The sequence below is a fragment of the Scytonema sp. UIC 10036 genome (assembly GCF_009725235.1).
Map to the genome: position 1 here is coordinate 1 of NZ_WJFC01000188.1, position 25,785 is coordinate 25,785.

General features: G+C 43.1%; 39 protein-coding genes. 4 read left to right on the forward strand and 35 right to left on the reverse strand.

What is annotated here, in order from left to right; genetic code table 11:
• Positions 1–97 precede the first annotated feature (97 nt).
• Both F7734_RS48310 and F7734_RS48315 read right to left on the reverse strand, forming a co-directional pair.
• Positions 98–598 carry a hypothetical protein gene (locus F7734_RS48310; RefSeq protein ID WP_155751458.1) on the reverse strand — a complete coding sequence of 167 codons (501 nt, stop codon included), beginning with the start codon at positions 596–598 and terminating at the stop codon, positions 98–100.
• Positions 599–865: 267 nt separating this feature from the next.
• Complete coding sequence (locus F7734_RS48315) at positions 866–1,228, reverse strand: helix-turn-helix transcriptional regulator (RefSeq protein WP_166482612.1); 363 nt, start codon at positions 1,226–1,228, stop codon at positions 866–868.
• 196 nt (positions 1,229–1,424) lie between these two features.
• Between F7734_RS48315 and F7734_RS48320 the strand changes: the two genes are divergently transcribed.
• Positions 1,425–1,862, forward strand: a complete 438-nt coding sequence (locus F7734_RS48320; protein ID WP_155751459.1) for a hypothetical protein — start codon at positions 1,425–1,427, stop codon at positions 1,860–1,862.
• A 181-nt stretch (positions 1,863–2,043) separates the two neighbouring features.
• Here the strand turns inward: F7734_RS48320 and prfA are convergent, their stop codons facing one another.
• The 31 genes from prfA to rplC form a co-directional block, all read right to left on the reverse strand.
• Positions 2,044–3,141 (reverse strand): peptide chain release factor 1, encoded by a 1,098-nt coding sequence (gene prfA / locus F7734_RS48325; RefSeq protein WP_155751460.1) that lies wholly within the window; start codon positions 3,139–3,141, stop codon positions 2,044–2,046.
• Between the two features lie 106 nt (positions 3,142–3,247).
• Positions 3,248–3,493 carry a 50S ribosomal protein L31 gene (rpmE, locus tag F7734_RS48330; RefSeq protein ID WP_155751461.1) on the reverse strand — a complete coding sequence of 82 codons (246 nt, stop codon included), beginning with the start codon at positions 3,491–3,493 and terminating at the stop codon, positions 3,248–3,250.
• 134 nt (positions 3,494–3,627) lie between these two features.
• A complete protein-coding gene (gene rpsI, locus F7734_RS48335; protein WP_038080715.1) occupies positions 3,628–4,044 on the reverse strand; it encodes a 30S ribosomal protein S9 in 417 nt (138 codons plus the stop codon).
• 5 nt (positions 4,045–4,049) lie between these two features.
• Positions 4,050–4,502 carry a 50S ribosomal protein L13 gene (gene rplM / locus F7734_RS48340; RefSeq protein ID WP_155751462.1) on the reverse strand — a complete coding sequence of 151 codons (453 nt, stop codon included), beginning with the start codon at positions 4,500–4,502 and terminating at the stop codon, positions 4,050–4,052.
• Positions 4,503–4,626: 124 nt separating this feature from the next.
• Positions 4,627–5,454: a tRNA pseudouridine(38-40) synthase TruA gene (truA, locus tag F7734_RS48345; protein WP_155751463.1), complete on the reverse strand. Its 828-nt coding sequence runs from the start codon at positions 5,452–5,454 to the stop codon at positions 4,627–4,629.
• Between the two features lie 108 nt (positions 5,455–5,562).
• Positions 5,563–5,913: a 50S ribosomal protein L17 gene (gene rplQ / locus F7734_RS48350; protein ID WP_155751464.1), complete on the reverse strand. Its 351-nt coding sequence runs from the start codon at positions 5,911–5,913 to the stop codon at positions 5,563–5,565.
• An 83-nt stretch (positions 5,914–5,996) separates the two neighbouring features.
• A complete protein-coding gene (locus tag F7734_RS48355; RefSeq protein ID WP_166482613.1) occupies positions 5,997–6,944 on the reverse strand; it encodes a DNA-directed RNA polymerase subunit alpha in 948 nt (315 codons plus the stop codon).
• A 326-nt stretch (positions 6,945–7,270) separates the two neighbouring features.
• Entirely contained in the window at positions 7,271–7,669 is a 399-nt protein-coding gene (rpsK, locus tag F7734_RS48360; RefSeq protein ID WP_155751466.1) for a 30S ribosomal protein S11, read from the reverse strand.
• Positions 7,670–7,723: 54 nt separating this feature from the next.
• Positions 7,724–8,104 carry a 30S ribosomal protein S13 gene (rpsM, locus tag F7734_RS48365; RefSeq protein WP_017748889.1) on the reverse strand — a complete coding sequence of 127 codons (381 nt, stop codon included), beginning with the start codon at positions 8,102–8,104 and terminating at the stop codon, positions 7,724–7,726.
• A 177-nt stretch (positions 8,105–8,281) separates the two neighbouring features.
• Positions 8,282–8,395: a 50S ribosomal protein L36 gene (gene rpmJ, locus F7734_RS48370; RefSeq protein WP_072040794.1), complete on the reverse strand. Its 114-nt coding sequence runs from the start codon at positions 8,393–8,395 to the stop codon at positions 8,282–8,284.
• Positions 8,396–8,770: 375 nt separating this feature from the next.
• Positions 8,771–8,995: a translation initiation factor IF-1 gene (gene infA / locus F7734_RS48375; protein ID WP_006276978.1), complete on the reverse strand. Its 225-nt coding sequence runs from the start codon at positions 8,993–8,995 to the stop codon at positions 8,771–8,773.
• A 274-nt stretch (positions 8,996–9,269) separates the two neighbouring features.
• A complete protein-coding gene (locus F7734_RS48380) occupies positions 9,270–9,827 on the reverse strand; it encodes an adenylate kinase (RefSeq protein WP_166482614.1) in 558 nt (185 codons plus the stop codon).
• The gene (gene secY, locus F7734_RS48385; RefSeq protein ID WP_155751468.1) at positions 9,827–11,140 is read right to left on the reverse strand and encodes a preprotein translocase subunit SecY; all 1,314 of its coding nucleotides are present in this window, start codon (positions 11,138–11,140) and stop codon (positions 9,827–9,829) included. Before secY ends, F7734_RS48380 begins: the two co-directional genes overlap by 1 nt.
• Positions 11,141–11,278: 138 nt before the next feature.
• Positions 11,279–11,722: a 50S ribosomal protein L15 gene (rplO, locus tag F7734_RS48390; RefSeq protein ID WP_155751469.1), complete on the reverse strand. Its 444-nt coding sequence runs from the start codon at positions 11,720–11,722 to the stop codon at positions 11,279–11,281.
• A gap of 85 nt (positions 11,723–11,807) precedes the next feature.
• The gene (rpsE, locus tag F7734_RS48395; protein ID WP_155751470.1) at positions 11,808–12,335 is read right to left on the reverse strand and encodes a 30S ribosomal protein S5; all 528 of its coding nucleotides are present in this window, start codon (positions 12,333–12,335) and stop codon (positions 11,808–11,810) included.
• 168 nt (positions 12,336–12,503) lie between these two features.
• A complete protein-coding gene (gene rplR / locus F7734_RS48400) occupies positions 12,504–12,866 on the reverse strand; it encodes a 50S ribosomal protein L18 (RefSeq protein ID WP_155751471.1) in 363 nt (120 codons plus the stop codon).
• Between the two features lie 2 nt (positions 12,867–12,868).
• A complete protein-coding gene (gene rplF, locus F7734_RS48405) occupies positions 12,869–13,414 on the reverse strand; it encodes a 50S ribosomal protein L6 (protein WP_155751472.1) in 546 nt (181 codons plus the stop codon).
• A gap of 107 nt (positions 13,415–13,521) precedes the next feature.
• Positions 13,522–13,923, reverse strand: a complete 402-nt coding sequence (gene rpsH / locus F7734_RS48410; protein ID WP_038080309.1) for a 30S ribosomal protein S8 — start codon at positions 13,921–13,923, stop codon at positions 13,522–13,524.
• Between the two features lie 20 nt (positions 13,924–13,943).
• Positions 13,944–14,492: a 50S ribosomal protein L5 gene (gene rplE, locus F7734_RS48415; RefSeq protein ID WP_155751473.1), complete on the reverse strand. Its 549-nt coding sequence runs from the start codon at positions 14,490–14,492 to the stop codon at positions 13,944–13,946.
• 173 nt (positions 14,493–14,665) lie between these two features.
• Complete coding sequence (rplX, locus tag F7734_RS48420) at positions 14,666–15,019, reverse strand: 50S ribosomal protein L24 (protein WP_155751474.1); 354 nt, start codon at positions 15,017–15,019, stop codon at positions 14,666–14,668.
• The gene (gene rplN, locus F7734_RS48425; RefSeq protein ID WP_038080300.1) at positions 15,019–15,387 is read right to left on the reverse strand and encodes a 50S ribosomal protein L14; all 369 of its coding nucleotides are present in this window, start codon (positions 15,385–15,387) and stop codon (positions 15,019–15,021) included. The genes rplX and rplN overlap by 1 nt, the downstream gene beginning before the upstream one ends.
• A gap of 39 nt (positions 15,388–15,426) precedes the next feature.
• A complete protein-coding gene (rpsQ, locus tag F7734_RS48430) occupies positions 15,427–15,687 on the reverse strand; it encodes a 30S ribosomal protein S17 (protein WP_155751475.1) in 261 nt (86 codons plus the stop codon).
• 6 nt (positions 15,688–15,693) lie between these two features.
• Positions 15,694–15,924: a 50S ribosomal protein L29 gene (gene rpmC / locus F7734_RS48435; RefSeq protein ID WP_155751476.1), complete on the reverse strand. Its 231-nt coding sequence runs from the start codon at positions 15,922–15,924 to the stop codon at positions 15,694–15,696.
• A gap of 3 nt (positions 15,925–15,927) precedes the next feature.
• Positions 15,928–16,356, reverse strand: coding sequence for a 50S ribosomal protein L16 (gene rplP / locus F7734_RS48440; RefSeq protein ID WP_155751477.1), 429 nt, complete (start codon positions 16,354–16,356; stop codon positions 15,928–15,930).
• A 97-nt stretch (positions 16,357–16,453) separates the two neighbouring features.
• Positions 16,454–17,248 carry a 30S ribosomal protein S3 gene (rpsC, locus tag F7734_RS48445; RefSeq protein ID WP_166482615.1) on the reverse strand — a complete coding sequence of 265 codons (795 nt, stop codon included), beginning with the start codon at positions 17,246–17,248 and terminating at the stop codon, positions 16,454–16,456.
• Positions 17,249–17,269: 21 nt separating this feature from the next.
• Positions 17,270–17,635 carry a 50S ribosomal protein L22 gene (rplV, locus tag F7734_RS48450; protein WP_155751478.1) on the reverse strand — a complete coding sequence of 122 codons (366 nt, stop codon included), beginning with the start codon at positions 17,633–17,635 and terminating at the stop codon, positions 17,270–17,272.
• Between the two features lie 94 nt (positions 17,636–17,729).
• On the reverse strand, positions 17,730–18,008 hold the full coding sequence (gene rpsS, locus F7734_RS48455; RefSeq protein ID WP_155751479.1) for a 30S ribosomal protein S19: 279 nt from the start codon (positions 18,006–18,008) through the stop codon (positions 17,730–17,732).
• A gap of 166 nt (positions 18,009–18,174) precedes the next feature.
• The gene (rplB, locus tag F7734_RS48460; protein ID WP_155751480.1) at positions 18,175–19,038 is read right to left on the reverse strand and encodes a 50S ribosomal protein L2; all 864 of its coding nucleotides are present in this window, start codon (positions 19,036–19,038) and stop codon (positions 18,175–18,177) included.
• Positions 19,039–19,165: 127 nt separating this feature from the next.
• Positions 19,166–19,492: a 50S ribosomal protein L23 gene (locus F7734_RS48465; RefSeq protein WP_347566414.1), complete on the reverse strand. Its 327-nt coding sequence runs from the start codon at positions 19,490–19,492 to the stop codon at positions 19,166–19,168.
• Positions 19,467–20,117, reverse strand: coding sequence for a 50S ribosomal protein L4 (gene rplD, locus F7734_RS48470; protein ID WP_155751481.1), 651 nt, complete (start codon positions 20,115–20,117; stop codon positions 19,467–19,469). The genes F7734_RS48465 and rplD overlap by 26 nt, the downstream gene beginning before the upstream one ends.
• 135 nt (positions 20,118–20,252) lie before the next feature.
• Positions 20,253–20,894 (reverse strand): 50S ribosomal protein L3, encoded by a 642-nt coding sequence (gene rplC, locus F7734_RS48475; protein ID WP_166482616.1) that lies wholly within the window; start codon positions 20,892–20,894, stop codon positions 20,253–20,255.
• 876 nt (positions 20,895–21,770) lie between these two features.
• Between rplC and F7734_RS48480 the strand changes: the two genes are divergently transcribed.
• The 3 genes from F7734_RS48480 to F7734_RS48490 all read left to right on the forward strand — a co-directional run bounded on the left by F7734_RS48480 (position 21,771) and on the right by F7734_RS48490 (position 24,122).
• Entirely contained in the window at positions 21,771–22,247 is a 477-nt protein-coding gene (locus F7734_RS48480; RefSeq protein WP_155751482.1) for an NAD(P)H-quinone oxidoreductase subunit N, read from the forward strand.
• A gap of 362 nt (positions 22,248–22,609) precedes the next feature.
• Positions 22,610–23,194 (forward strand): DUF99 family protein, encoded by a 585-nt coding sequence (locus F7734_RS48485; protein WP_155751483.1) that lies wholly within the window; start codon positions 22,610–22,612, stop codon positions 23,192–23,194.
• A gap of 373 nt (positions 23,195–23,567) precedes the next feature.
• Positions 23,568–24,122 (forward strand): DUF3172 domain-containing protein, encoded by a 555-nt coding sequence (locus F7734_RS48490; RefSeq protein WP_155751484.1) that lies wholly within the window; start codon positions 23,568–23,570, stop codon positions 24,120–24,122.
• A 134-nt stretch (positions 24,123–24,256) separates the two neighbouring features.
• On the opposite strand, the gene F7734_RS48495 is transcribed toward F7734_RS48490, so the two are convergent.
• The gene (locus F7734_RS48495; protein ID WP_155751485.1) at positions 24,257–25,174 is read right to left on the reverse strand and encodes an AMIN domain-containing protein; all 918 of its coding nucleotides are present in this window, start codon (positions 25,172–25,174) and stop codon (positions 24,257–24,259) included.
• 66 nt (positions 25,175–25,240) lie between these two features.
• Positions 25,241–25,785, reverse strand: a 545-nt coding sequence (locus F7734_RS61290; RefSeq protein ID WP_347566415.1) for a hypothetical protein, incomplete at its 5' end; no start/stop codon positions are given.

Below are 25,785 nucleotides of genomic sequence, written 5' to 3' on the forward strand. Positions count from 1 at the left end.
TATAGAATTACTAATAAAGTATTAAGTCTATCGATTAACCAATAACGACTAACGACTAACCACTAACCACTAACCACTAACCACTAACCACTAACCACTAACCACTAACTATTTCCCGTTCACAACCGTCTCGAATTGCACACAACTCGGTTTTCGATATACCTAAAATTCTAGAGAGTGGTGCTAACAAACTATCATCCACGGGTTCTCCAGCATAAATATTATTCAGTTCTACGGGTGATAACTTAAAAGTATCGCAGAATTTGGCAAACTCTTGATTGTTCAAGTCAAGTTCTAGTTGTCTCTCACCAAGTAAAATTGCGATCGCTCTCGTTCCGTGTTTGGGCCGTTCGCACATTTTGATATATTTTTTCATTAAATCTTTGACTTGACTGAGTTCACCACCTGACTGTTTTATTAATTCAACGCAAGCTATTTTTAGAGCTTTTTTTAAAACTTCATCTTCCTTTAAGACTTTTAAAACTTCGTCAGCGAATTCTTGTTTTAAGAGTCCTGCAAGAGTTCCCTTATAGTGAAATGGTAGATAAGTTTCGCTGGCATCTAATTGCCAATCTAATGGTTCTTTACGTAATGACATAGCTGCACCTTATACACAGATTTATTCCATCTTGAAACAACCAAGATGATGAGGAATAGATGCTATTCAGCGCCAACACTCCAAAAATGATAGGCAAGTGGATAGCTACAGTCATCTTTTAATGACTGAAAAATAATTACATTCTGTTTTAACCCAAGTTTTGCTCTTGTGTCATCAAAAGTGACAGCAGTCTTCACTGAAAGTGAATTTACATTTTCTATCAGTTCTTGCAGCAAGCGAGGTACTTTGACCGTTTTAATGTTCCACTCAACTCGCCTTTGGCTGGTCGCTTAAAGCCTCAGCAGCAGCAGCCAATCGCGCAGCCCCAGCTTGAACGATCTGAGCGACTTGGGTAAGAGGCATATGATTAATTTGTCTGAGAATTAAGTTCACATCAGAAGTTTCTGTTACTGATTTACCTTCCAAACAGCACAGAAGTTCTTCTAGCGTATATCCTGCTCTCGTTGCAATTTGAGCCAAATTTTCTGTGTCTGGTATCTTAACGCCTTTTTCCCACATTTGAACAGCAGTGGCAGAAACACCTAAAAGCTTGCCAAATGCTCGTTGGCTCATTGAACCACGAGCCAGCTTGATAATTTCTACCAGTTTTTCTCTACTTTCTGTATTCACTGCTGCTTGGCTAACCAACTGTAACTACAAATCTACTTGCATCATAACCAGTTTATTTGTCTGTTGACATCCTCATTATTTAGAAGTACACTGTTACTTTAGTTGGAAATATACAACTTTGGTTGTCAACAAAAGACTGGGTAAGGTAAGATGCCTTGGTCTACAAATTTGCTTGTCTGTAATACAGAAATACACCATGTTTAAGCGAGCACGTAAGATTCACAATAAACATAGCCGCAAAAGTCAAAGCTTAATAGCCTCTAATAGAATTAAACCAGAACAATGGCAAATTTCCAATGCCGAAGCTAAAGATGCTTTAAAGGCACAAGGCTGCAAGGTTAAAGAAATTAAAAAAATTCGCTGTTTAAAGCATCAAGTGTGTATTTCTTACTGGGATGAGAAAGGTGGCGTTTGTAGCGGATTCTTCAGCTACCGCATTTTTACGCAGTGGCAATTAGAAGTGGAAAGGTTGATTGATATATGCCAAACCTTGAAGGAAGGGGTTTTGCTCAACCACATCATGAAGTACGAATTCGCTTGTTATCCCTACCTCAAAGATATGAAAGATATACTTAGCAATGCATTGAAAAACCGCCTGTATATTTTGGAAACATCAGTGCTGCAAGCGGGTTGAAATTGGGATGCTCCCAATTTGGAAACTATTCACGCTTTTTCAAAACAATTGTGTGAGCGATCGCAACAGTCATGCAGAGCGATACAGGAGGCGGAGCCTCTAGCAAGGCATTCCCAGCCTGAGGCTGGGAACGAGGTGGTATGAAGTTTTGACTGCCCTTCAGAGTTAATGCGGTGAACCACTAGTTAGTAGTAGAAGTAGCAAGTTCCGCTAAACGTTCTTGCTGATCTTGAGAGATACAAGCTTGAATAACGTGTTCAATTTCTCCTTCTAGGAAGGAATTGAGTGGATAGTTTTCACCCAATCGATGGTCGGTGACACGGTTATCTTTATAGTTGTACGTGCGGATTTTCTCAGAACGCGAACCGGTTCCTACTTGGCTTCGCCGCATGGAAGTGACAGCTTCTTGCTGTTCTCTTAACTTCATTTCATACAGTTTTGCTCTGAGGATCTGCATTGCCCGTTCTTTGTTTTGTAACTGGCTGCGTTCTTCCGTACAGAAAATACGAATACCAGTAGGTTTATGGAACAAGTCAACAGCTGTTTCCACCTTGTTGACGTTTTGTCCGCCCGCACCGCCAGATCGAGCTGTCGTTAATTCAATATCTTTAGGATCGATGTGGATTTCTACATCATCTACCTCTGGCATGATTGCCACAGTGGCAGTGGAGGTATGAACTCGTCCTCCAGCTTCAGTCACAGGTACGCGCTGTACGCGATGCACGCCCGCTTCAAATTTTAGTTTGCTATAAACGCTATCTCCCTGAATTTCGAGAATAGCTTCTTTGAAACCACCCATTTCTGCCAAGGACTCACTGACCATTTTTACGCGCCAACCTTGGCTGTCAGCATAGCGTGAGTACATACGTACCAAATCTCCTGCCCAGATACTAGCTTCATCACCACCAGTACCTGCACGAATTTCCAACATAATGTTTTTGTCATCATTTGGATCGCGGGGCAGTAGCAATATTTTTAGGCGATTTTCTAGTTCTTCTATTTTTTGCTCGAGATCGTCAACTTCCATTGCAGCCATTTGCTGCAACTCTTGATCGCCTTGAGCTTCTTTTAATACCTGACGCGCCCCGGTTAAATCTTCTTGCGCTTTTTTCCAGGTATTATAAGTTTCTACAACTTCTTCTAACGATGAACGTGACTTAGCGATCTTTTGATACTCATCGGGGTTTTTAGCAGTATCGGGATCGGCAAGACGACGAGTCAATTCATTAAAGGTTTGTTCAACTGACTTCAGTTTTTCTAGAAGATATATTTCAGCCATGACGGGTTTAGTCACTCCTTAAAAAATAGCAAATTGGCTCGAGCATTAGATACGACAAATCGACCCAGCCAATGCAGGGTCGTCGTTAAAAGCTAAAGCCAGCCCGCTACTTTTTGTTTTTGCGTTTGGTGCCTGTGGTTTGACCTTCCATCATGCCGTACTTTCTCATGAAGCGCTCTACGCGACCTTCAGTGTCGATAATCTTTTGAGTTCCTGTGTAGAAAGGGTGGTTTCCAGACCAAACATCTACGTGCAATTCTGGCTTTGTAGCACCTACAGTCATTACAAGTTGACCGTTGCAGTAAACTTTGGCTTCAGGATACCACTCGGGATGAATACCTTGTTTAGCCATTTTTTCTTCCGTGGTTGATGTTAATAATATTATAACTTTTTGGGCATGGGGGATAGGGCATTGGGCATAGCGAATTGGGCATTGTGAAAGCTATTGAATACTCAATGTCCGATGCCCATTGCCCATTGCCCATCTTACCGCTTCGAGTACTGAGGTGCTTTACGAGCTTTGTGCAAACCGTACTTTTTGCGCTCTTTCGCTCGTGGATCGCGAGTTAGATACCCTTCGCTTTTCAACGGCGAACGGTTATCGGGATCGAGTTGGCACAGCGCCCGAGCCACTCCCAAACGAACAGCATCAGACTGTCCGGTTAAGCCACCGCCTTCAGCTTTCACTAAGATGTCATACTCGTTTTCCAAACCTAGAGTTTCTAGGGGTGCTTTGGCAACGGCAAGATAATTAGCGTTGAACTGGAAGTAAAGGTCTCCTGGTTTGCCATTAACAATCAATTGTCCGGTACCGGGTACCAAACGAACTCGTGCGATCGCGGATTTACGACGACCCGTACCCCAATACATGGCACGACCGCTGTTAGTGTCTGTTGCTTGCATGAATCTTATGCTCCTGGAATTGTCTGAATCTTTAACTCTTTGGGTTGTTGTGCTGCGTGGGGATGAGTGGGTCCAGCATAAACTTTCAGCTTGGTAAACAGCTTACGACCCAAACTATTCTTAGGTAACATACCTTTAACAGCATGCTCTACAATCCTCTCTGGCAAACGTTGTTGCAGCTTATCAAAGCTTTCTGTCTTCATACCACCCGGACGCCCGGAGTGACGGCGGTAAACCTTTTGTGTACGTTTTTTACCCGTAACAGTTACTTTATCAGCATTGATAACGATCACAAAGTCACCTGTGTCCATGTGAGGAGTGTATTCGGGTTTATTTTTTCCTCTGAGAATCATGGCAACTTCGGTAGCTAAGCGACCAAGGCGTTGGTCAGCTGCATCTACTACATACCAGTTATGCTGGAGTGTTTTTTCGGGAGGAAGGAACGTTTTGTTAGTCATTTGTTGTCTATGGTTAGTTGTTAGTTGTTTAGTTGTTAGTTGTTAGTTGTTAGTTGTTAGTTGTTAGTTGTTAGTTGTTTGACTAACCACTATCTACTAACTACTATCTAATAACCACTAACCACTAACTAAATACAAATTTTGGTTGAGTATCAAACCAAATTTCTGGTGGAAAGGGAAAATGTGGATAGCCTACTCGCAACAAACATAAACCTTGGGAAGGGGCAGCGTGTTTCACTTCTTCACGCCGTTCGTATTTCCATAGGTCAGTAAAGTTTTCTGGTGTCCGCTGTCCTGAACCTACTTGTACTAGCATCCCTACTAATAGCCGCACCATGCCATATAAAAATCCATTTGCCTGAATTTCTATGTGTAGAAACGGCCCATTGCGATAGCACTCCGCAGCTTGTATATCTACCCAGGAGTGCTTTCGTGCTGAATTTGCTCGGTGAAAAGCAGCTAGATGATGATGCCCAATGAGCGGTTTTAATGCCGCTTGCATCTTAGATTCATCTAAGGGTTCAATATAATAATGCCAACTCACAGCGCTGGCAAACAAGTTCGGTAATCCTTCAGTATATAACGTATAACGATACCTTCGGTAGATGGCACTAAAACGAGCGTGCCAACTGTCATTAACCTCTGCTGAAGCCCGAATCAATATATCTTTGGGCAAATAACTGTTCAGGATAACTGCCCACTTATATGCTGGAATTGGACTGGTGACATTGAAGTGGGCGACTTGAGCAGCAGCATGAACTCCAGCATCAGTTCGCCCAGCACCATGAAGTGTGACTGGATAACCCAGTACAGTGGCGATCGCTTTTTCAATCTCTTCTTGAACGGTTCGCTGTTGTGGTTGCCGTTGCCAGCCATGAAAATGAGTACCCAGGTATTGAATAACCAGGGCGACTCGATAAGTTCTTGTTTTAGGCTGGGGGCTATCTAACATAAGGGTTTTGTCCGAGTGTCATTCGTCCTCTGTCATTAGTCATTGGTCATTTGTATAAAGATTTATAACTAAATGACCAATGACTAATGACCAATGACTAATGACTCTTTAAACCAATTCAATGATTGCCATTGGAGCATTATCACCCCGACGGGGAACGGTACGTAGAATTCTTGTGTAACCACCTTGACGATTTCCATACCGAGTGGGGACTTGTTCAAACAGAGCACGAACTAAGCCCTTGTCATATATATAACCAAGAGCTTGTCGGCGTGCTGCTAGGGAACCATCTTTAGCTAGGGTAATCATTTTGTCCACTTCGGAACGGATGACCTTAGCTCGGACTAAGGTTGTTGTGATTCGTCCGTGACGGATCAGTTCGGTAGTCAGCGATCGCAGCAAAGCACGACGCTGATCGGCTGGTTTGCTAAGTTGTTTAACTCGACAACGGTGGCGCATAATTTTTGTTAGGGGTAGGGGGTAGGGGTAGGGGTTAGTAGAACTAATAACTACTAACCACTAACCACTAACTATTAACTAATTTAAGGATGTTTGGAAGCTCTTTCAGTTGGTAAGGTAATTCCCAAGCGTCGCTGTAAGGCTTCAACCACCTCTTCAGCAGACTTTTGACCAAAGTTTTTGATTTCTAACAGGTCTTCTTGAGTGTAATCTAGTAAATCAGCAACAGAGTTAACCTGTGCTCGCTTAAGACAGTTATAAGCTCGTACTGAAAGTTGTAACTCTTCAATAGGAATTTGAGCTGTGGGATCGTCTGGAATATCAGTAGATGTGTCTGTGGGTTCCAGCGAAATATCTTTTAATGGATTGAATAGGTCTACTAAAATACCAGCAGCGCCTGAAAGTGCCTCTTGTGGAGTCAGACTGCCATTTGTACATACTTCTATCAACAAACGGTCTTTTGGTATCCCATTGTCTCCACGAGTTTCTTCTACACTGTAATTAACTTTCCGCACTGGCATGAATACCGAATCTATTTGAAGAAAGTCCAAAGATGTAGCTTCTTCACGGCTCCTCTCGACAGTGCGATAGCCTTTACCTCTTTCAATCCGAAATTCCATTTCCAACTTCCCTCCTTCCGCAACAGTCGCTACGTACTGGGTGGGATCGATCGCTTCTACTTCACTGGGTAAATCGAAGTGTGCTGCTGTGACTGTTGCCGGACCTGTAACGAGTAACCGACCAATTTGGGGTTGAGAGGAATAGCTTTTGAGGACAACTTCCTTCATTTTCATGAGGATTTCCAAAACATCTTCCCGCACACCCGGAACGGTAGCAAACTCGTGTGAAACGCCTGCAATTCTTACTGCTGTTACTGCTGTACCTTCTAAATTAGAAAGTAAAACCCTTCTTAAGGCATTACCAACTGTAGTTCCTTGACCCCGTTCTAGGGGTTCTAAGACAAATCTACTGGCTTGACCTCTATTTTCTTCAGTATTAGATTCTACACATTCAATTTGAAATTGTGCCACGGAGTAGCCTCCCTTATTGTCGAGTCCTGTAAGAGGGGCAATCAAATTGCCTCCACAAACACTTGGTTGTAGCGGAAATTTTCTTCACCAGTGTTTTAGGGTGGGCAGTCCGTTTTGAACGCCTGCCTTCCCAAATTTATTTTTGCCTTAAGCTACGGTGAAATTTTGAGGCTTCCAAATAGCTAATCGGCACCAATCATATGTCGTTTACTATACTGCTGCTTTGAGTTGGCACTGTAGTGCTAGCTCAAAGCCCACGACTCTTTCACCACCACAAGCGCGATACCTAGTGCGCGTGGATCGCCCAAAGGACAAGGGCATCGATCTTACACGCGGCGACGCTTGGGTGGACGGCAACCATTGTGAGGAATTGGCGTAATATCTCGAATGAGAGTAATTTCCAGTCCGGCTCCTTGAAGTGCTCGGATAGCTGTTTCTCTACCTGCTCCCGGACCGCTGACCATTACCTCTATCTGGCGCATTCCCTGGTCGATGGCTCGGCGTGCTGCACTTTCTGCGGCTGTTTGTGCTGCAAAGGGAGTTCCCTTTTTGGCTCCTTTGAAGCCACTAGATCCAGCACTTGCCCATGACACAACATCTCCGTTTGAGTCGGTGATGGTGACAATGCTATTGTTAAAGGTAGACTGAATATAAGCAACCCCATTTGGGACGTTACGTTTTTGCTTCTTGCTACCTGATTTTTTGTTGGTTTGTTGTCGCGCCATATCGCTGTAGCTAAATTAGGATAAGTTGTGCTGTATATAAGCGTAAGTAAAGAATTACTTAGCTGGTGCCTTTTTCTTACCCGCCACTGTTTGCCTTCTACCCCGACGAGTTCTGGCATTAGTACGAGTTCTTTGTCCTCTGACTGGTAAGCCCATTCGGTGGCGACGCCCCCTGTAGGTACCGATATCAACCAGGCGCTTGATATTCATTGCTTCCCAGCGCCTTAAGTCACCCTCTACTTGATAGTTACTTTCTATCTCGCCTCTTAAGGCTGCTATATCAGCATCACTTAGCTCTTTAACACGGGTGTCGGGGTTAACACCTGTTGTTGCTAAAATCTCTTTGGAACGAGATAATCCAATTCCGTAGATGTAGGTTAGACCTATTTCAACACGCTTATCTCGTGGAAGGTCTACTCCGGCAATACGTGCCACAATTGTCTCCCTCTTTGTCAGTTATCTATTACTTAGTTGTTTACTTAACAGTCATCCAGTACCAGTATATTGTTTAATTATCAGCAATCAGTTATTAATTCACAGTTACCTAGTGCAAGTAAATTATTAACCGATCGCCGGTCACTGGTTAAGTGGTCACTGGTCAATGGTCGGGTGTTATCCTTGACGTTGCTTGTGCTTGGGGTTGGAACAAATCACCATGACGCGACCACGACGTCTGATCACGGTGCATTTTTCACAAATCTTCTTAACTGATGCTCTTACTTTCATGGTGCTAATTTTGACTCCAAATAGAAGATTATAACATATAATGGGAATTCATGCAGTTAAGATACATTTAAACCCCAATTTTTCTGTTTGTAGTAATATTTTCTACAAGTGTTAGGTTTTTTACTCAAGAGGAGACTTTACCTTTGGTTAACTTGTGTCGCCAGTTTACTTTGACACGGGCAATCGCTTTGAAAATTTTCAGAAAACTCAGGTAGCCTCTAATTGGGATATACCCTAAAATATGGGAAGCATTTTTAGATTTATCCCGAAAACTGTCACTTCGGTAGGGTAGCAGTCACAGTGTTGCCAACAGAAATTGCATCTCGGTCAATAAATCAACTGAAATTATCCAAGTGCAAAAATTGTTTTTTCGGTCTACTTCTTCCGAAGTCGATAGGTTATTCTACCCTTTGTCAAGTCATAAGGGGTCAACTCCACTTTGACGCGATCGCCGGGTAAAATTTTGATGTAGTTACGGCGGATCTTGCCGGAAATGTGGGCAAGGACGTTAAACCCATTATCAAGGTCTACACGGAACATGGCGTTGGGAAGGGACTCGGTAACCGTACCTTCCATTTCAATTAGATCTTGTTTAGACAAGTTTTTTCCTCAACTCAACAGTCTCCTTTTCAGTCTTTCAGACGCAGCTAGGATGCCTCTAGTGTGCAGAAGAACATATTTTGGAGAATATATCAACAGTTCATTAATATATCTTATCCAAGATTTACACACATTTGCTTGCTAGAAGATTGGGAATTGGACATAGGGCATGGGGCATCGGGAATTGGGAATTGTTTAGAATAACATTGGGTATGGTTAAAAACCTTTTCAATTCCTATTTTTTTCTTTGCTATCCTCATTGCCCATTGCCCATCTACGAAACAACCACTTTTTTTAACTCAGCAGTGACTTCTTCTGGAGACTGATTGCCATTGACTGAAAGCAGGAGATTGCGATCGCTGTAAAAATGGATCACAGGAGCAGTTTCAGAACGGTAGACATCCAAACGATGACGTATCACTTCTTCAGTGTCATCTTTTCTGCCCCGTTCCAGCAATCGGGAAATCACGATTTCATCTGGGACTTCCAAATTAATCACCCTTTCTCTTCCTTGCTGGTGGAGTTTCTCCAGCAATTTCTCCAAGAAAACAGCTTGATTCACAGTACGGGGGAAACCATCAAGAATCCAACCAGACTGAGCATCGGGTTTGCCAAGACGTTCCTCAATTAGATCCTCAATAAGTTTATCGGGAACCAAGTCCCCCTTATCCAGATAACTTTGAGCTTTTACACCCAAAGGAGTTTGGTCAATGACTGCTTGACGTAATATGTCACCTGTAGAAATATGGGGAAGATCGCAATCCTGAGCCAAAGTTTTCGCTTGAGTTCCTTTTCCAGCTCCTGGCGGTCCCAAGAAGATTAGTCGCGTCACTATTGTTTCACCATTCCTTCATAGCGCTGAGAAATAACATAGGTTTGAATTTGCTTTGATGTATCAATTGCTACACCAACTAGGATCAATAAAGATGTAGCACCTAAGCCTCTAAAAGTCGGGACACCCAAAGCACTTTCAACGGCAGTAGGGATAATTGCAACCAAGCCTAAAAAGATAGCACCTAAAAAAGTTAGCCGATTTACCACACGTTCGATGTACTCACTTGTTGCCTTACCCGGACGAATACCGGGGACGCTAGAACCCATTTTCTTCAAGTTCTGTGCTACATCTACCGGATTCAGAATCAAAGAAGAATAGAAATAGCTAAAGAACACGATAGAAACGAGATAAACCAGAGCGTACACCCAAGAGCCGGAAGCACCAGGAACAAGATAAGTGTTAACAATCCTTGAGTATTGCGGATTATTGATGAAATTTTGTACCAACAGTGGCAAACTCAAAATCGCAGCAGCAAAAATGATTGGCATCACTCCCCCTTGATTGAGACGTAGGGGTAAATAGCTGCGCTGTTCTGCAAAAAGTTTCCGACCAACTTGACGGCGTGCGGAAATAATTGGGATGCGGCGGATTCCTTCTTGTACGAAGACAATACCAACAATTGTGGCTAGAAAAAGCAGCAGCAACACAATAACACGACCAGCGATTTCCCGACCGCCAGTTTGCACAAAATCGATAGTATCACCTAAAGCCTTTGGCAGTGTTGCCACAATGTTGACAAAAATCAACAAAGATGCTCCATTGCCAACACCCCGTTCTGTAATCAGTTCTGATGCCCACATGACAAACATCGAACCTGCTGTGAGGGCGAGAGCTGTCTCAATAACAAAGATCGGTCCGTAACTTTGGGCAAAAGGCTTGAGCCAGAAAGCCGCCAAAAAAGAACTTTGAATAATTGCCCAAACAAGAGACACGTATCGAGTCACTTGAGAAATTTTCCGCCGTCCTGCTTCACCTTCATTTTTCTGCAAGTTTTCTAAAGCAGGAATTGCAGCAGTGAGCAATTGGATAATAATCGAAGCATTGATGTATGGCAAAATACCTAAGGCAAAGACTCCCAAAGCCGAAAGTCCGCCTCCGGAAAAGATATCCAAAAAGCTTAATATCTGGTTGTTACCTTGAATGGCTTGGGCAAATTCTTCCCTATTGATTCCTGGAATAGGCAAATGTACACCCAAGCGAATCAACAGGAGAATACCCAGCGTGACAAGCAGCCGACCTCTCAGCCCTGCCGCTTGTGCCATCTGCATAAAAGTTTCTTGAGCCGTTGGAGCTTTTTCTCGACCGAGCATAGAGGTCTACCTTTGAAGAAAGAAGTATAAAGCTATGAAGTATGAAGTGTGAAGTTATGAAGTATGAAGCACGAACTTTGAAGTATAGAAAGTATAAATTTTTTCATCCTTTATCCTTCATCCTTCATCCTTCATTCTTCAGATCACTTCGCAACTTCCACCTGCTGCCTCAATTTTGGTACGAGCTGTACCTGTGAAAGCTGCTGCTTTTACTGTAAGTGGAATGCCCAACTCCCCATTTCCCAAGATTTTTAAGGCACCTTTGGAGGCAGTTAAAATACCAGCTTCCTTCAGTGATTCCAGTGTGACTTCTGAATTTGGGGGTAGAGCCGCAAGCTTTTCTACATTAATCGTAGTGTAAATCTTACGGTTAACGAGAGGAAAGCCCTTCAATTTAGGAATACGGCGGTATAATGGCTGCTGACCACCTTCAAAGCCAGGTCGAGTGCTGCGTCCGGAACGTGCGTTTTGACCGCGCATACCTTTACCAGCGCTTGCGCCTTGACCGGCGGCAATACCTCTACCCAGACGGCGACCGCGTTTTTTAGATCCCTTTTGGGGACGGACATCATTTAGTCTCATAATTAACTTGTGAGTTGTTAGTGGTTAGTTGTTAGTGGTTAGTTGTTAGTTGTTAGCGGTTCTACTCACTACTAACTACTAACCACTAACTAATGTATAAATTTTCAACAGGGATGCCTCGGTCTTCAGCAACTTCTGCAAAGGTACGCAGGGTAGACAGAGCGTTGACCGCAGCTCTTGCGTTATTCAGAGGGTTGTTGGAGCCAAGTTGTTTTGCTAAGACATTACGAACGCCTGCCAATTCCAATACTGTCCGAACAGCACCACCAGCGATTACACCAGTACCTGGTGCTGCGGGACGCATGATAACTTTTGCACCACCACCTGTTCCATTTATAGGGTGGGGGATCGAATTGGATTTAGTGATGGGGATATCGATCAGGTGTTTTTTACCGTCAGCGACACCTTTTTTGACAGCACCAATAACATCTGATGCTTTGCCTACTCCCACGCCGACTTGACCGCGTTCGTTACCCACAACAACGATCGCACGGAAGCTAAGTTTTTTACCTCCTTTAACGACCTTGCTGACGCGTCGGATCTGGATAACTCGCTCTTGCCAGTTGGTTTCTTCCTTTTTCGCTCGGTTGGTTTTGCGCCGATTTGTTGCCATTGTTAACGTCCTTTGTCATTTGTTATTTGTCATTTGTTATTTGATATTTGTCATTTGTTATTTGTCTTTTGTCATTTGTTATTTGTCCTTTGTCATTTGTAAAAAGATGAGCGACCAATGACTAATGACGAACGACTAATGACCAATGACTAATGACCAATGACGAAATTAGAAATCCAAACCAGCTTCACGGGCTGCTTCAGCGAGCGCTTTAACACGTCCGTGATAAAGGTTCCCACCACGGTCAAAAACAACTTTGGTGATTCCCTTAGACAAAGAACGAGATGCTATCAACTTACCAACTTCTATGGAAGCGTTGCAGTTTCCACCCGAAGATAATTTAGCTTTCAATTCTGGTTCTACAGTTGATGCCGCTACCAAAGTATGATGTTGTGTATCATCAATCACCTGAACATAAATATGTTGGTGAGAGCGAAATACAGCTAACCTTGGACGTTCAGCTGTCCCACTAACTTTTCCACGAATGCGTCGTTGGCGACGTTCTCTTGATTCTGTACGAGTCCGCTTCATTTTTACTTCTTACCCTTACCAGTCTTACCAGCTTTACGTCTGACGGCTTCACCGGCATAACGAATACCCTTACCTTTATAAGGTTCTGGTGGACGAACATCGCGAATTTTAGCTGCTATGTTGCCTACCACTTCTTTGTCATAACCACTGACAATAACGTTGGTATTATTCTCAACAGCAAACTGTATTCCTTCTGGAGGAACAATTTGTACCTGATGGCTGTAGCCCATGTTCAAAACCAAGTTACGACCTTGAACGGCTGCCCGGTAACCAACCCCTTGAATTTCTAACCGACGTTGAAAACCTTCAGAAACTCCCTCAACCATATTGGAAACCAAAGTACGGGATAAACCATGCATTTGGCGAGATATGCGGGAATCATCGCGACGTGTCACCTGCAATATTTCTCCGTCTTGAGAAACCGTGACTTGGGTAGGTAGTTCGCGAGAAAGTTCGCCTTTTGGTCCTTTAACAACTACCTTTGCGCCATCAACAGTCACTTGTACTTTGGCAGGAACTTTAATTGGTCGTTTACCAATTCGAGACATAACTTTTTATCCTTTGTTTGAGTGCTAATTGCTAATTGCTAATTGCTAATTGCTAATTGTTAATCTTAAGTGCTATTAGCCATTAGCCATTAGCTATTAGCAAATAACTACCATACATAGCAAAGTACTTCTCCACCTAAGTTTTGACGCCGTGCTTCCCGGTCTGTCATGATACCGCTAGATGTGGAAATAATAGCAATGCCAATACCGCCCAGTACCCTTGGTAGCTCTTTCTTATTGGAGTAAACTCGCAAACCAGGTTTGCTTACCCGCTTTAAGGAAGTAATTAGGGGTTGGCGATTTTTACCCTTATACTTTAAGGAAATTGTGAGTTCGCGCTTGACGCCTTCTCCCACTTCTTCAAAATCAGAAATAAAACCTTCTTCCCGCAGCACTTTTGCAATGCTGCGAGTCATCTTTGTGGATGGCACGTGTGTTGTTTGATGCCGCGCCATGTTGGCATTGCGAATGCGCGTCAACATATCTGCAATTGTGTCGTTTACCGCCATCTTTTCCTCTTTAAATCAACTTATTGCTCGCGAAAAGGCATTCCCATTTCTTTTAGTAAAGCTCGACCTTCTTCGTCATTTTTTGCTGTGGTAATGATGGAAATGTCCATACCACGAATTTGATCGATGCTGTCGTACTCTACTTCCGGAAATATCAGTTGCTCTCTGACACCTAAAGTGTAATTACCCCGACCATCAAAGCTTTTAGGACTAATACCGCGAAAGTCACGAATTCTTGGTAGTGTCAGGTTGATCAAACGGTCCAGGAAGGCGTACATCCGTTCGCCTCTCAGGGTGACCATAATGCCTACAGGCATACCTTGACGAATTTTGAAGCCTGCGATCGCTTTTTTTGCTCGTGTCACTACAGGTTTTTGACCGGTAATGAGTGCAATTTCGCTTAACGACGCTTCTAATGCTTTAGCATTTTGAGATGCTTCCCCTAAACCTCGGTTGACGGTAACTTTTACCAACTTTGGTACTTGATGAATGTTTGTGTACTCAAACTGCTTCATCAATTTGGGGACTATAGTCTCTTGGTATACAGTTTTCAGTCTTGGTGCTGCCATAGTCTTTTGTCCTTAATTTCCCTGGGCTTGGTCAGGGAATGATTGAATGATGAATGATGAATGATGAATGATGAATGATGAATGATGAATGATGAATGCTGAATGATGAATACTGAATTATGAGTTTTACTAAAATTTTCATAATTCATAATTCATAATTCATAATTCATAATTTATTTATCAATGATTTCACCAGTTTTCTTCAGCATTCTAACTTTCTTGCCTTCATTCGTGAAAGTGTAGCAAACACGACTGGCAACGTTTTGCTTGGTGGAATAAAGCATGACGTTAGAACTGTGGATGGGGTACTCCTGGTTGACGATGCGACCAGATTCTCCTTCTTGCTGTGGTTTAACGTGCTTTGTTTTAATGTTGACACCTTTGACGATGACTTTGCTTTCTTGGGGGAGTGCTTTAATAATTTCACCCACTTTGCCCTTATCTTTTCCAGCAATCACCTGTACGGTGTCTCCGGTTTTGACGTGCATTTTATAGAATTTGGGCTTTTCCTTTTTTTTGGTTGCCATTACAGCACCTCCGGAGCCAAAGAAACGATTTTGGTAAAGTTTTTATCACGCAGTTCCCGTGCTACGGGACCAAAGACGCGGGTTCCTTTGGGGTTACCGTCTTTATTGATGATAACTGCGGCGTTGTCGTCAAAGCGAATGCTCATCCCGCTGTCTCTACGTATGCTGTGGCGAGTGCGAACAATCACTGCTTCTACAACGTCAGACTTTTTTACAGCCATGTTGGGAATTGCGTCTTTAACAACAGCGATAATTTTATCGCCCACAAAGCCGTATCGGCAGTTACCTGCACCTAGAACGCGGATGCACATCAATTTGCGAGCACCGCTATTATCTGCGACATTGAGGTAAGTCTGGGTTTGAATCACTGTTTATCTCCCTTACATATGTTGTTAGCTACCTAACAACTATTTAGTTAACTCAGCGTTCTTGGTGGTTAGGATTTCAGCGACTGTCCAGCGTTTAGTTTTACTGAGGGGTCTTGTTTCCTGAATCCGAACGCGATCGCCTATTTTGCACTTATTTTCTTCGTCGTGTGCCTTATAGCGTCTGGTTTTGACAACGATTTTGCCGTATTTGGGGTGGGGAGAGCGGTTTTCTACGGCGACGACTACCGTTTTCTGCATTTTGTCGCTCACAACCAAGCCCACTCTTTCTTTTACTGCCATAGTGTCCTACTCTGCTTCACTCGTTTCTTGACTTACAGAAGCCCGCTTGCGCTCGTGTTCTACTGTGAGTAATTGAGCTAGGCGATGTCGGGCGTGTCTAAATAGGTGGGGTTTTTCTAACTGTCTGGTAGCTTTTTGCAAACGCAGTTGGAACAGTTGTTTTTTAACTGCGATAATTTCTTGAGCCAATTGTTCGTCAGTTAATTCTCTTGCTTCTGAGATTTTAGGAAGAGCCATAACTTACACCTGCTGTTGCTCTTCTTCAGAGCGTTTAATGAACTTAGTTTTAATAGGCAACTTGTAAGCTGCCAGTCGCATTGCTTCACGAGCAATTTCTTCCGTTACACCAGCAATTTCAAATAAAATTCTGCCCGGTTTAACCACAGCTACCCAAAACTCTGGAGAACCTTTACCAGAACCCATACGTGTTTCTGCTGCACGCATGGTAACGGGTTTGTCTGGAAAAATACGAATCCAGATTTTCCCGCCCCTACGGATATAACGAGTCATTGCTCGACGAGAAGCCTCGATTTGCCGGGAGGTAATCCAAGCGGGTTCTAAAGCTTGGAGAGCAAAATCACCAAAGTTAAGGCTACTTCCGCGAGTGGCTTGTCCGGTCATCCGCCCGCGTTGTTGTTTGCGGAATTTAGTTCTTCTTGGACTTAACATGACGAAGAAATTATGAATTATGAATTATGAATTATGAATTATGAATTGTGAATTGTGAAGCAAGATCGTGTCTGATTCATCATTCAGAATTCATCATTCATCCTTCGTTAGAACGGTCTTCAAATTGCTGGCGACGGCGATTTTGACGGCGAGAAGGGGGGCGATCGCGATCTCCTCTGTCGCGGTCACGATCTCCTCTGTCGCGATCGCGAGTTCCTTGTGGTGCTAAAGTTTCTTCCTGTCCGGGAATAATTTCTCCTTTAAACACCCAAACTTTAATGCCAAGAATACCGTAGATGGTTTTAGCCGTGCAGTAAGAGTAGTCAATGTCAGCCCGTAAGGTATGGAGGGGAACACGACCTTCACGAGTCCACTCTGTCCGAGCAATTTCTGCACCGTTGAGGCGACCGCTGACTTGAACTTTGATGCCTTGTATCCCAGCACGTTGAGCGCGTTGGATAGCTTGGCGAACGACTCTCCGGAAGGAAACCCGACGTTCGAGCTGTTGAGCAATATACTCAGCAATCAAGTAAGCATCAGCATCAACTCGCTGTACTTCAACGACGTTAATCCGAATCTGACGATTGCTACCTAACAGTTGTTGAAGCCCTGTCCGCAAAGATTCGATTCCTTGTCCGCCCCGACCTACGACTACGCCCGGTCGAGCAGTGCGAACTTCTAAATCGATCTGATCTGCTTTACGCTCAATCCGAACTTCAGAAATTCCGGCGTTGTTCTGAGCCGATCTACCCAGTTTTTCTTCTATATATTTACGCAGTTTGCGATCTTCTTGAAGAAGTTCTGGATAGCGGTTAGGGTCTGCAAACCAACGGGATTGGTGCTCTTGGGTAATTCCCAAACGAAAACCGACTGGATGTATCTTCTGTCCCACAAATGCTTCCTCTAAAATTTCTTAATCTTTTGCTGCGTTGGGGTCAGCAGCTACAGCTAAAGTAATGTGACACGTTGGTTTGCGAATTTGGTAAGCCCGACCTTGTGCTCTAGGTTGGAATCTTTTCAGCACAGGTCCTTGGTCTGCATAAGCTTGAGTAATTACCAATTCAGCTCTATTTAAGCCAGCATTATGCTCCGCGTTAGCTGCAGCACTTCTTAGTAGTTTCAGAACTGGCTCGCAGGCTCGATAAGGCATGAATTCTAAGATAATAAGTGCTTCTCTATACGAGCGTCCCCGAATTTGGTCTAGTACGCGCCGTACTTTTAGGGGAGACATACGTATATAGCGGGCGATCGCTTTGACTTCAGTAGTATCAGTTGCCATAATTTTCTCCATCAAAAAATTTTGGATTTTAGATTTTGGATTTTAGATTCTAGATTTAATCCAAAATCCAAAATCTACAATCTAAAATTCTTTTTTATCTCCCTGATTTTTTATCACTTTTAGAGTGACCTCTAAAAGTGCGCGTGGGTGCAAATTCGCCCAATTTGTGTCCCACCATTTGGTCACTGATAAAGATGGGAACGTGCTGGCGTCCGTTATGAACGGCAATAGTATGACCAACCATAAATGGTAAGATTGTCGAAGCCCGCGACCAAGTTTTAATCACTTCTTTTTTGTTAGCTTCGTTCAGTCTTTCAATTTTTTCTAGAAGATGATCCGCAACAAAGGGACCTTTTTTTAGAGAACGACCCATACTCGATTTTGGATTTTGGATTTTGGATTTTGGATTTTAGATTTTAGACTTACCAACTTCAGATTTTGGATTTTGGACTTAGAATTTTAAATTTACCAACTCCAGTTGGACTGTGAGTTTTGGATTAATCATCCAATCCAAAATCCAAAATCTAAAATCTAAAATTCTATGATTCACGTCCGCCACGTCCGCGCTTGGAAGACTTACGACGGCGACGTACAATCAACTTACTGCTGGCTTTCTTGGGTTTGCGTGTCTTGAGACCCAAAGCAGGTTTACCCCAAGGGGTGACAGGACCCGATCTACCAATAGGTGCTCTACCTTCACCACCACCATGGGGGTGATCCACTGGGTTCATCACACTACCTCTGACTTGAGGACGGCGACCCTTCCAGCGAACTCTACCAGCTTTACCTGCACTGAGGTTTCTGGCGTCGAGGTTACCAACTTGTCCGATTGTGGCATAGCATTCGCGGCGCACCATCCGGACTTCAGTGGAAGGTAACTTGAGAGTGACGTAATTACCTTCTTTTGCCACAACTTGAGCTGTAGCACCTGCGGCGCGAACAATTTGACCGCCTTTACCTGGTTTTAACTCTACGTTGTGGACGCTAGTACCCAAGGGAATGTTAGACAGAGGTAAAGCATTACCATTTTCGATAGGCGCAGTCGGTCCAGCAATAATTGTTCTACCTACACCTACTCCATTGGGCTGTAAAATGTAACGCTTCTCGCCATCTTCGTATTGCAATAGAGCAATCCGTGCATTGCGGTTGGGGTCGTATTCAATAGCAATCACTTTAGCGGGAATATCACGCTTATCTCGCTTAAAGTCAATGATGCGGTAAAGACGCTTGTGTCCGCCACCTCGGTGACGGGTGGTGATACGTCCTTGATTGTTCCGACCTTTCGCACGATGGAGCGATCTGGTTAAAGACTTTTCTGGTTCGCTTTTTGTAATTTCCGAAAAGTCAGAAATTGTGACCTGGCGAGTGCTGGGGGTATAAGGGCGAAAAGAACGAGTACCCATAACAATTTTGGATTTTGGATTGGCGATTTTAGATTTGTCAATTTTTGAATTTTGGATTCTGGATTTTTTGATTAATTTAAGTTTCAGTAACTCTAATCTAAAATCCAAAATCTAAAATCTAAAATTCTTAGACTTCTGGGAATAAAACTTGTCTGATCTTCTCTACATCCCCAGCTGCGACTGTAACAATAGCTCGCTTGTATTGGGATTTGAAACCTATAAATTTACCAACACGTTTTTTCTTGCGTGGTGGTAATGCGGTATTGACTCCTACAACTTTGACGTCAAATAAGTTTTCAATAGCCGCCTTGATTTCTGGTTTGGTCGCTTTTGGAGTCACTTCAAAAGTGTATTTATTCTGCTCCATTAAGATAGTCGCCTTTTCAGTTAGAATTGGGCGACGTATAAGATCCGGGAGCTTACGGACGTCAAACTCTTGAGGTATCTTTCCCACCGTAGACCTCCTGAATCTTTTCTAAAGCTTGCGCTGTTACAACAATTTTGTCAGCATGGAGCAAGTCGTAAACGTTGAGTTGATCTGCTGGAATGAGTTTGAGATTTTCTAAGTTACGGGCTGACAAGTATACGTTTTCCGTGCGTTCCGATAAGATTAACAAAGTTTTGCTTTCTGGAGCCGCACCCCAACGAGCGATCGCACTGACCAACTCTTTTGTTTTGGGACGTTGGATTTGATCGCTAAATTCTTCTACCACAATCAAATCATCGATTCGACTGGCGAATGCTGTTCTCAGGGCCAACTGCCGTTCTTTACGGTTCATTTTGATTTCAAAATCTCTGGGTTTTGGTCCAAAGATGACACCACCACCGCGCCATAATGGTGAACGGATAGATCCAGCACGAGCTCGACCAGTTCCTTTTTGCCGCCAAGGTTTGCGACCGCCTCCTCGAACTTCCGAACGAGTTTTTGTACTAGCTGTTCCTTGGCGAGCATTAGTCATTTGTCTCACCAAGGCTCTATGCACGATGTGAGACGCCGTTTTTTCCTTGGCTACTTTCAAATCGAACGATCCTTGTCCGACTTGCTCTCCTTGCCAATTTTTGACTACATACTCCAACATTTTTGTCCTTTGTCCTTTGTCTTTTGTCCTTTGTCATTTGTCCTTTGTCATTTGTCCTTTGTCATTTGTCACTTTTTGAAAATCGCAACTAATGACCGATGACCAATGACTAATGACCAATAACTAATGACGGACTTATGATTTTTTACCAACTATGTTTGCCGGAAGAATATTTACAATAGCTCCGGGCTTACCAGGAACAGCTCCCTTGATCAGCAATAAGTTACGTTCTGAGTCTACTCGTACTATAGTTAGCTTGCGAATTGTGACTTGCTCGCCACCTAATCGTCCAGCCATCCGCTTTCCGGGATAGACACGACCGGGAGTCGTACCAGCACCAATCGAACCTGGTTGTCTGTGGTTTTTAGAACCATGAGACATTGGTCCTCGACCAAAGTTGTTGCGTTTTTGGTTGCCAGCAAAACCGCGACCTATACTTGTACCAACTACATCTACTATTTGACCGGCACTAAAAATATCTGCTTTAAGCTCTTGACCTAAAGAATACTCACTAGAGTTATCTATGCGATATTCATGCAAATGACGCAATGCTGGGGCAGATGACTTAGCAAGATGTCCCAACAGTGGTTTATTCAGTGCTTTTGGCTTTACTTCGCCATAACCCACTTGGATGGCGGAGTAACCGTCGGTCTGCTTTGTTTTGACTTGGGTAACGGTGCATGGCCCCGCTTTGATAACAGTGACAGGAATAGCAACTCCATCGCCATCAAATATTTGGGTCATGCCCAGTTTGGTGCCGAGAATACCTACAGACACAGTTACTGGCTCTCCTTACTTAACTTTTTTCCGTTAACATCGGATTTTAGACATCTGTAATATAAGCTCAGGTAAGCGTTTCCAGCTTTTTTGAGCTGACCTCTGAAGTCGAATCTGCTAGGTTCACAGTTACAACTTCTTTGGGTCTCCACTACTGTCCCTACTGTTCGGTGAATCCGATTCTGTTTGTTTTCACCACACAGCCAGAATTGTCTTCCATAGTGGAAGATCTCATTTCTGGATTGAATGCAAGGCACGAGAGCTTTGCGTTTCGTGCAGCAACGCTTTTATTTAAGCAGTTGATTCGGCACTCTTTCAAAAGCAGTAGTAGGACTTAAGTAGGAACCTACCCAGTATCCATCAACTGAGGCTAACGCAATGCCACAAACAAACACTACTGCTCAGTTTTTTTTACTGCTCACCTCAAACAATCGCTTAAGGTTTTTGCGGTCTTTGCTCGGGCTAAGAACTGAGTGTACTATGTACCTTAGGATAACCCTGATTCTTCAACCAATGACCCTTAAGAATAGTTTATCCAGTTTACCAATCTTTTGACCAATCCTCACTAGTTTATCCTAAATTTGGAAAATTATCTCCAAGTTTGATGACAAAACCATCCGGAAATGCCAGTAGAAAAGTAACCTGACTTTACTAAATGTCACGATCCAATAATATAGCGCACAGATTTATATTTGTCTAGAAATTTTTTGAGAGACTGGGGACAAGGGGGACGAGGACAGGGAGGACAAGGAGGACAAGGAGGACAAGGAGGAAGAACTATTCCCAATGACCAATGACAAATGACAAATGACAAATGACCAATGACAAATGACAGATAATAGAGATGTCAAAGTGGGATAGGATAAAGAATAATCTATGGCATTAATTACCACTGGCGGCGGTTTCATCCGCGATCTAGAGAAGCATGGCTCTCTCGGTGTGTACGTACCTCTCGAAGGCGGTTTTGAAGGTCGGTACAGACGCCGACTGCGTGCAGCAGGCTATGTTGCCCTCAATTTGTCTGCAAAGGGACTGGGAGACGTAGCTGCCTATCTCACCGGAGTTCATGGTGTTCGACCTCCACATCTCGGTAAAAAAAGCACGGGTAGTGGTGCAGCAGTAGGTTATGTATACTATGTGCCACCAATTGTTAACTCTCAGCTAGAACAACTTCCACCAAAATCTAAAGGTTTGGTGTTATGGATTATTGAAGGACAAGTTCTTTCAGATCAAGAAGTTGAGTTCTTGGCAACTTTACCTAGCATAGAACCAAGAGTTAAAGTCATCATTGAGAGAGGAGGCGATCGCGCTTTCCGATGGCTACCTTTACAAAAAACTCTGTTAGCTAGCTAGCGAAGATACGGGGTAAAAGTACCACAAATAACGTAAAGACGCGCTATGGCGCGTCTTTACATTTATGTATTACACACAATTGAGAACTGCTATAAAACTTGTTTTTTCATAGTATTTATACTTGCTTTTTATGGTAGTTATACTTCAGTGAGTACAGTATAATTCAGATCTAAAATAATCAGCCTACCCTTGTGACATTTAAAATAGCTTTGCAAGTGAAATATCACTTCTCAACATTTGAACTGAAGCTATATAATGCATTTTAGAATCTATTTAAGAAATATAACGAACTGTAGAAGCTAACTTAATTAAACAAAATTACATATTTGAATTAATACTTTTTATACAATCATCAAAATAGTATGAAACTGGAATCTCTGTTAAAACTCAACCGTACTATTCGCGCAATTGGTTTTGATGATAGTCCTTTTTTACGTGGAGCAGGAGGTAAAGTCCACATAGGAGGGGTTGTGTGTGCGGGAACTCGCTTTGAGGGAATGGTGTGGGGAGAAATACAGCAAGACGGCTTAGATGCAACAGAGATGATTTGTAAATTACTGCTTGGCAGCAAGTTCTTACCGCAATTGCATATCGTATTACTGGATGGAATTGGATTCGGTGGGTTTAACCTAGTGAACCTTCCAGAATTAGCTCACAGATTACTACTTCCTTGTGTTGCTGTTATGCGCCGCGTACCCGATTTAGTTGCTGTTGAAGACGCCATGAGTCGTTTGCCAAATTTTCAGCAACGGCAAGAACTACTGAGACTTGCAGGTACTATCTATGAATATCCACCGTTTTTCTTTCAAGTTTGCGGTGAAGAACCTGAGGTTATTGCCACAGCACTGCATCGCTTAACCGATTGTGGCAAAGTTCCCGAAGCCTTGCGATTAGCACATTTGATTGCAGCTGCTGTTATTAAAGGAGAGAGTAGTAGTTCAGCCTAACAGTAAAAAATATTCAGATGTAGGGTGTGTTAAGATACTCGTTCGTAACGCACCGAAATTTCGGTAATTAAGTATTTTTACCCCTCCTAACCTCCCCTTACAAAGGGGAGGAAAATAAATTTCCTTGTTGGACCTAAAAATGAGAAAACACATTTGTTGGGTTTCGTTCCTCAACCCAACCTACAAATATACTTTATTGGAAATCAATTGATAGTTTTTTACTCCGAATTACTACGGAAAAAGTTTATCTGGTAAGATGGGAACAATATATATCTAGACGGGCAACTCCCGTCATAACTTGCCATACTAAAAAGGGGGAGCAAATTGGCAATCCCTCCCCACTGTCTGAAACATAAAGTTAATTTAAGTTACTATGAGACGTAAATCTTCTGGTAGAACAGCTACCCCTCCCAGACCTACTACCCCTAAATCTTCTATTTTTCAATCTCCCTTATTTAATGTCACCACCATAGCAATTCTGGCAGGGGTGTTTGTTTTGGGCATTGGGATTGGTATTGCTTTTAGCTCCACAGCAACATTTACCCCAAACAACGTAGCTAGTAGGGAATTTATTGATACTAAAGCACCCAACCCCGAACTTTGCGTTCAGTATGGAGCCAGTGCGATGGTAATGGATACCCGGCTATTTGTGACTCTCAACCCATTTAAAGTCTATGTTGGTCAACCTAGTATGCGTCCTGGGTGCGTTCTGCGTTCCAGTAACTGGGCTATTTTAGAGCAAAGAAAGCTTGTGACAGGAGATCAGGTGAGAGAGTGTAAAAATCGTCTTAACCATTTCGCATACGCTGGTGACTTAAACAGTGATAAACCTGATATTAGCTGTACCTACGAGAATGACGATGCGAAGAACTTTTTCCTCAATACTCCCGGTGCTACAGCACCAGCTCTAGAAACAGAAAGATTTTAATTTGTTAATGGTTAATGGTTAGTGGTTAGTGGTTAGTGGTTGGATTACTATTAACAACTAACAACTAACAACTAACAACTAACAACTAACAACTAACAACTAACAACTAACAACTAACAACTAACAACTAACAACTAATTTCTAATTCTGGGCAACGGTTGACCAAAATTAATGACTTCAGGAGCATCAGCGCCGTAAGGCTGGTTGGGCGCATTGGGAACTGGAAAATTTGGTGTTCTTGAAGGTGGGGTGTTGTTGTAGTTACTCGGTTGATTTGGAAAAAAAGCTGGTGGAAGACCGAAATTCGGTGCTTGATGAGGATTTTTAGGTGCTAAAGGAGGAACTTGGACAAACGGCACTTGGGGAGAGTAGTTGGTTGTTGGTGGTAAATTTGTATACCCAGATGGCGCACTCAAAGATGGTGGCGCTCCATAGGTATTGAGTGGAAAATTGCTGGCTGGTTGTGGAGGGTAAATACCAGGCGGTAAGTAACCAGATGGTTGTGGAGGATAAATACCGGGTGGTAGGTTCTCTGAGAATGGTTGGTTAATGGTTGTTGGTGGAAAATTGCCAGGTGAAGGAGGTAAGTTACCTGGAGCTAAGTAAGTATTGTTCCTAGAAATTGTAGGGCGTAACACCCAGCGATTGGCTTGCTGGGAAAGAGGTTGTAATTGCAATCTTGCTGGATCTAGGAGAGTTCCTGGAGCTAAATCTAGGACAATACGAGTTACGTCTGCATTTAATTGGGAAATACGGATGCTCTGGATGGCTCCAAGATAATTTTGTCGAGTGGAAACATTGCCTAGTTTGGTGTCTGGCAAATCGATAACAATGCGAGGCGGTTGGGCGAGGTAGAATGGGCGTGGTTGAGAGGCTGCTGAGAGAGAAATTTCTAGTTGTAGAGCTTCTGGATTGAATCGCCAATCTTCCAACCGCACTATTTGCTGTGCATAACTACTACCAGTATGAAGAGCGATCGCAACATACGAGCCAAGCAAGCCAATCCCAAATACATGCTGGCAGTAATATAAAAGTGGTTTGTGCTTACCCATACGCTTAATGCTCCTCACGTTTACCGAGTAGTAGTAAATCAATCTAAATATGGCATCAATTTGTACTTAATGGGTATTGAGGGGGTCAGATTTTTCACTGATTTTTTCAGGTGTCGCTGTCAAGTTAATAGCCTCTGAAGTGCCGTCCATACTGAGGGTTCCTGCTAAATCCTGTTGAGGAGTCAGTTGAGCATCTATTTTAACCAAACTTAACGAAGGGCTTTGTTGTGTTATTGCGTTGGGAATATGGCAAAGAACGGTTCTAGGAACTTTCCCTGATAGGCTTAGCTGTTGATGATTTAATTTGCCTGTTAGAGAAGAAGTGGTTTTATTAGCCGCAGACATTTTAGTGTTAAGACTTGCCAATTCTACAGAACCATTCAAGTAAATGCCTGACTGCTGAATATTTAATACTATGGGATCTAACTGTTTGCAGATTTGCAAATTGTCGTTAAGCACCAAGCGGTAGCGACTGTTTAAAGTTGGAGGAGGCTTAAGATTGCTTTCGCCGTAGGCTGTAACAACTTTAAACAAAAGTAGTACGGAACCGATCGCTGTGCCATAGAAGACTAAAGATTTTAAGTTGAAATGGTGCATATAGGGGTTAGGGG

What these genes read in the sequence shown, in the direction of transcription:
- F7734_RS48310 (WP_155751458.1), bottom strand. Translation starts at nt 598, where the DNA reads ATGTCATTACGTAAAGAACCATTAGATTGGCAATTAGATGCCAGCGAA.
- F7734_RS48320 (WP_155751459.1), top strand. Translation starts at nt 1,425, where the DNA reads ATGTTTAAGCGAGCACGTAAGATTCACAATAAACATAGCCGCAAAAGT.
- prfA (WP_155751460.1), bottom strand. Translation starts at nt 3,141, where the DNA reads ATGGCTGAAATATATCTTCTAGAAAAACTGAAGTCAGTTGAACAAACC.
- rpmE (WP_155751461.1), bottom strand. Translation starts at nt 3,493, where the DNA reads ATGGCTAAACAAGGTATTCATCCCGAGTGGTATCCTGAAGCCAAAGTT.
- rpsI (WP_038080715.1), bottom strand. Translation starts at nt 4,044, where the DNA reads ATGCAAGCAACAGACACTAACAGCGGTCGTGCCATGTATTGGGGTACG.
- rplM (WP_155751462.1), bottom strand. Translation starts at nt 4,502, where the DNA reads ATGACTAACAAAACGTTCCTTCCTCCCGAAAAAACACTCCAGCATAAC.
- truA (WP_155751463.1), bottom strand. Translation starts at nt 5,454, where the DNA reads ATGTTAGATAGCCCCCAGCCTAAAACAAGAACTTATCGAGTCGCCCTG.
- rplQ (WP_155751464.1), bottom strand. Translation starts at nt 5,913, where the DNA reads ATGCGCCACCGTTGTCGAGTTAAACAACTTAGCAAACCAGCCGATCAG.
- rpsK (WP_155751466.1), bottom strand. Translation starts at nt 7,669, where the DNA reads ATGGCGCGACAACAAACCAACAAAAAATCAGGTAGCAAGAAGCAAAAA.
- rpmJ (WP_072040794.1), bottom strand. Translation starts at nt 8,395, where the DNA reads ATGAAAGTAAGAGCATCAGTTAAGAAGATTTGTGAAAAATGCACCGTG.
- secY (WP_155751468.1), bottom strand. Translation starts at nt 11,140, where the DNA reads ATGCTCGGTCGAGAAAAAGCTCCAACGGCTCAAGAAACTTTTATGCAG.
- rplO (WP_155751469.1), bottom strand. Translation starts at nt 11,722, where the DNA reads ATGAGACTAAATGATGTCCGTCCCCAAAAGGGATCTAAAAAACGCGGT.
- rpsE (WP_155751470.1), bottom strand. Translation starts at nt 12,335, where the DNA reads ATGGCAACAAATCGGCGCAAAACCAACCGAGCGAAAAAGGAAGAAACC.
- rplR (WP_155751471.1), bottom strand. Translation starts at nt 12,866, where the DNA reads ATGAAGCGGACTCGTACAGAATCAAGAGAACGTCGCCAACGACGCATT.
- rplF (WP_155751472.1), bottom strand. Translation starts at nt 13,414, where the DNA reads ATGTCTCGAATTGGTAAACGACCAATTAAAGTTCCTGCCAAAGTACAA.
- rpsH (WP_038080309.1), bottom strand. Translation starts at nt 13,923, where the DNA reads ATGGCGGTAAACGACACAATTGCAGATATGTTGACGCGCATTCGCAAT.
- rplE (WP_155751473.1), bottom strand. Translation starts at nt 14,492, where the DNA reads ATGGCAGCACCAAGACTGAAAACTGTATACCAAGAGACTATAGTCCCC.
- rplX (WP_155751474.1), bottom strand. Translation starts at nt 15,019, where the DNA reads ATGGCAACCAAAAAAAAGGAAAAGCCCAAATTCTATAAAATGCACGTC.
- rpsQ (WP_155751475.1), bottom strand. Translation starts at nt 15,687, where the DNA reads ATGGCAGTAAAAGAAAGAGTGGGCTTGGTTGTGAGCGACAAAATGCAG.
- rpmC (WP_155751476.1), bottom strand. Translation starts at nt 15,924, where the DNA reads ATGGCTCTTCCTAAAATCTCAGAAGCAAGAGAATTAACTGACGAACAA.
- rplP (WP_155751477.1), bottom strand. Translation starts at nt 16,356, where the DNA reads ATGTTAAGTCCAAGAAGAACTAAATTCCGCAAACAACAACGCGGGCGG.
- rplV (WP_155751478.1), bottom strand. Translation starts at nt 17,635, where the DNA reads ATGGCAACTGATACTACTGAAGTCAAAGCGATCGCCCGCTATATACGT.
- rpsS (WP_155751479.1), bottom strand. Translation starts at nt 18,008, where the DNA reads ATGGGTCGTTCTCTAAAAAAAGGTCCCTTTGTTGCGGATCATCTTCTA.
- rplB (WP_155751480.1), bottom strand. Translation starts at nt 19,038, where the DNA reads ATGGGTACTCGTTCTTTTCGCCCTTATACCCCCAGCACTCGCCAGGTC.
- rplD (WP_155751481.1), bottom strand. Translation starts at nt 20,117, where the DNA reads ATGTTGGAGTATGTAGTCAAAAATTGGCAAGGAGAGCAAGTCGGACAA.
- F7734_RS48480 (WP_155751482.1), top strand. Translation starts at nt 21,771, where the DNA reads ATGGCATTAATTACCACTGGCGGCGGTTTCATCCGCGATCTAGAGAAG.
- F7734_RS48485 (WP_155751483.1), top strand. Translation starts at nt 22,610, where the DNA reads ATGAAACTGGAATCTCTGTTAAAACTCAACCGTACTATTCGCGCAATT.
- F7734_RS48490 (WP_155751484.1), top strand. Translation starts at nt 23,568, where the DNA reads ATGAGACGTAAATCTTCTGGTAGAACAGCTACCCCTCCCAGACCTACT.
- F7734_RS48495 (WP_155751485.1), bottom strand. Translation starts at nt 25,174, where the DNA reads ATGGGTAAGCACAAACCACTTTTATATTACTGCCAGCATGTATTTGGG.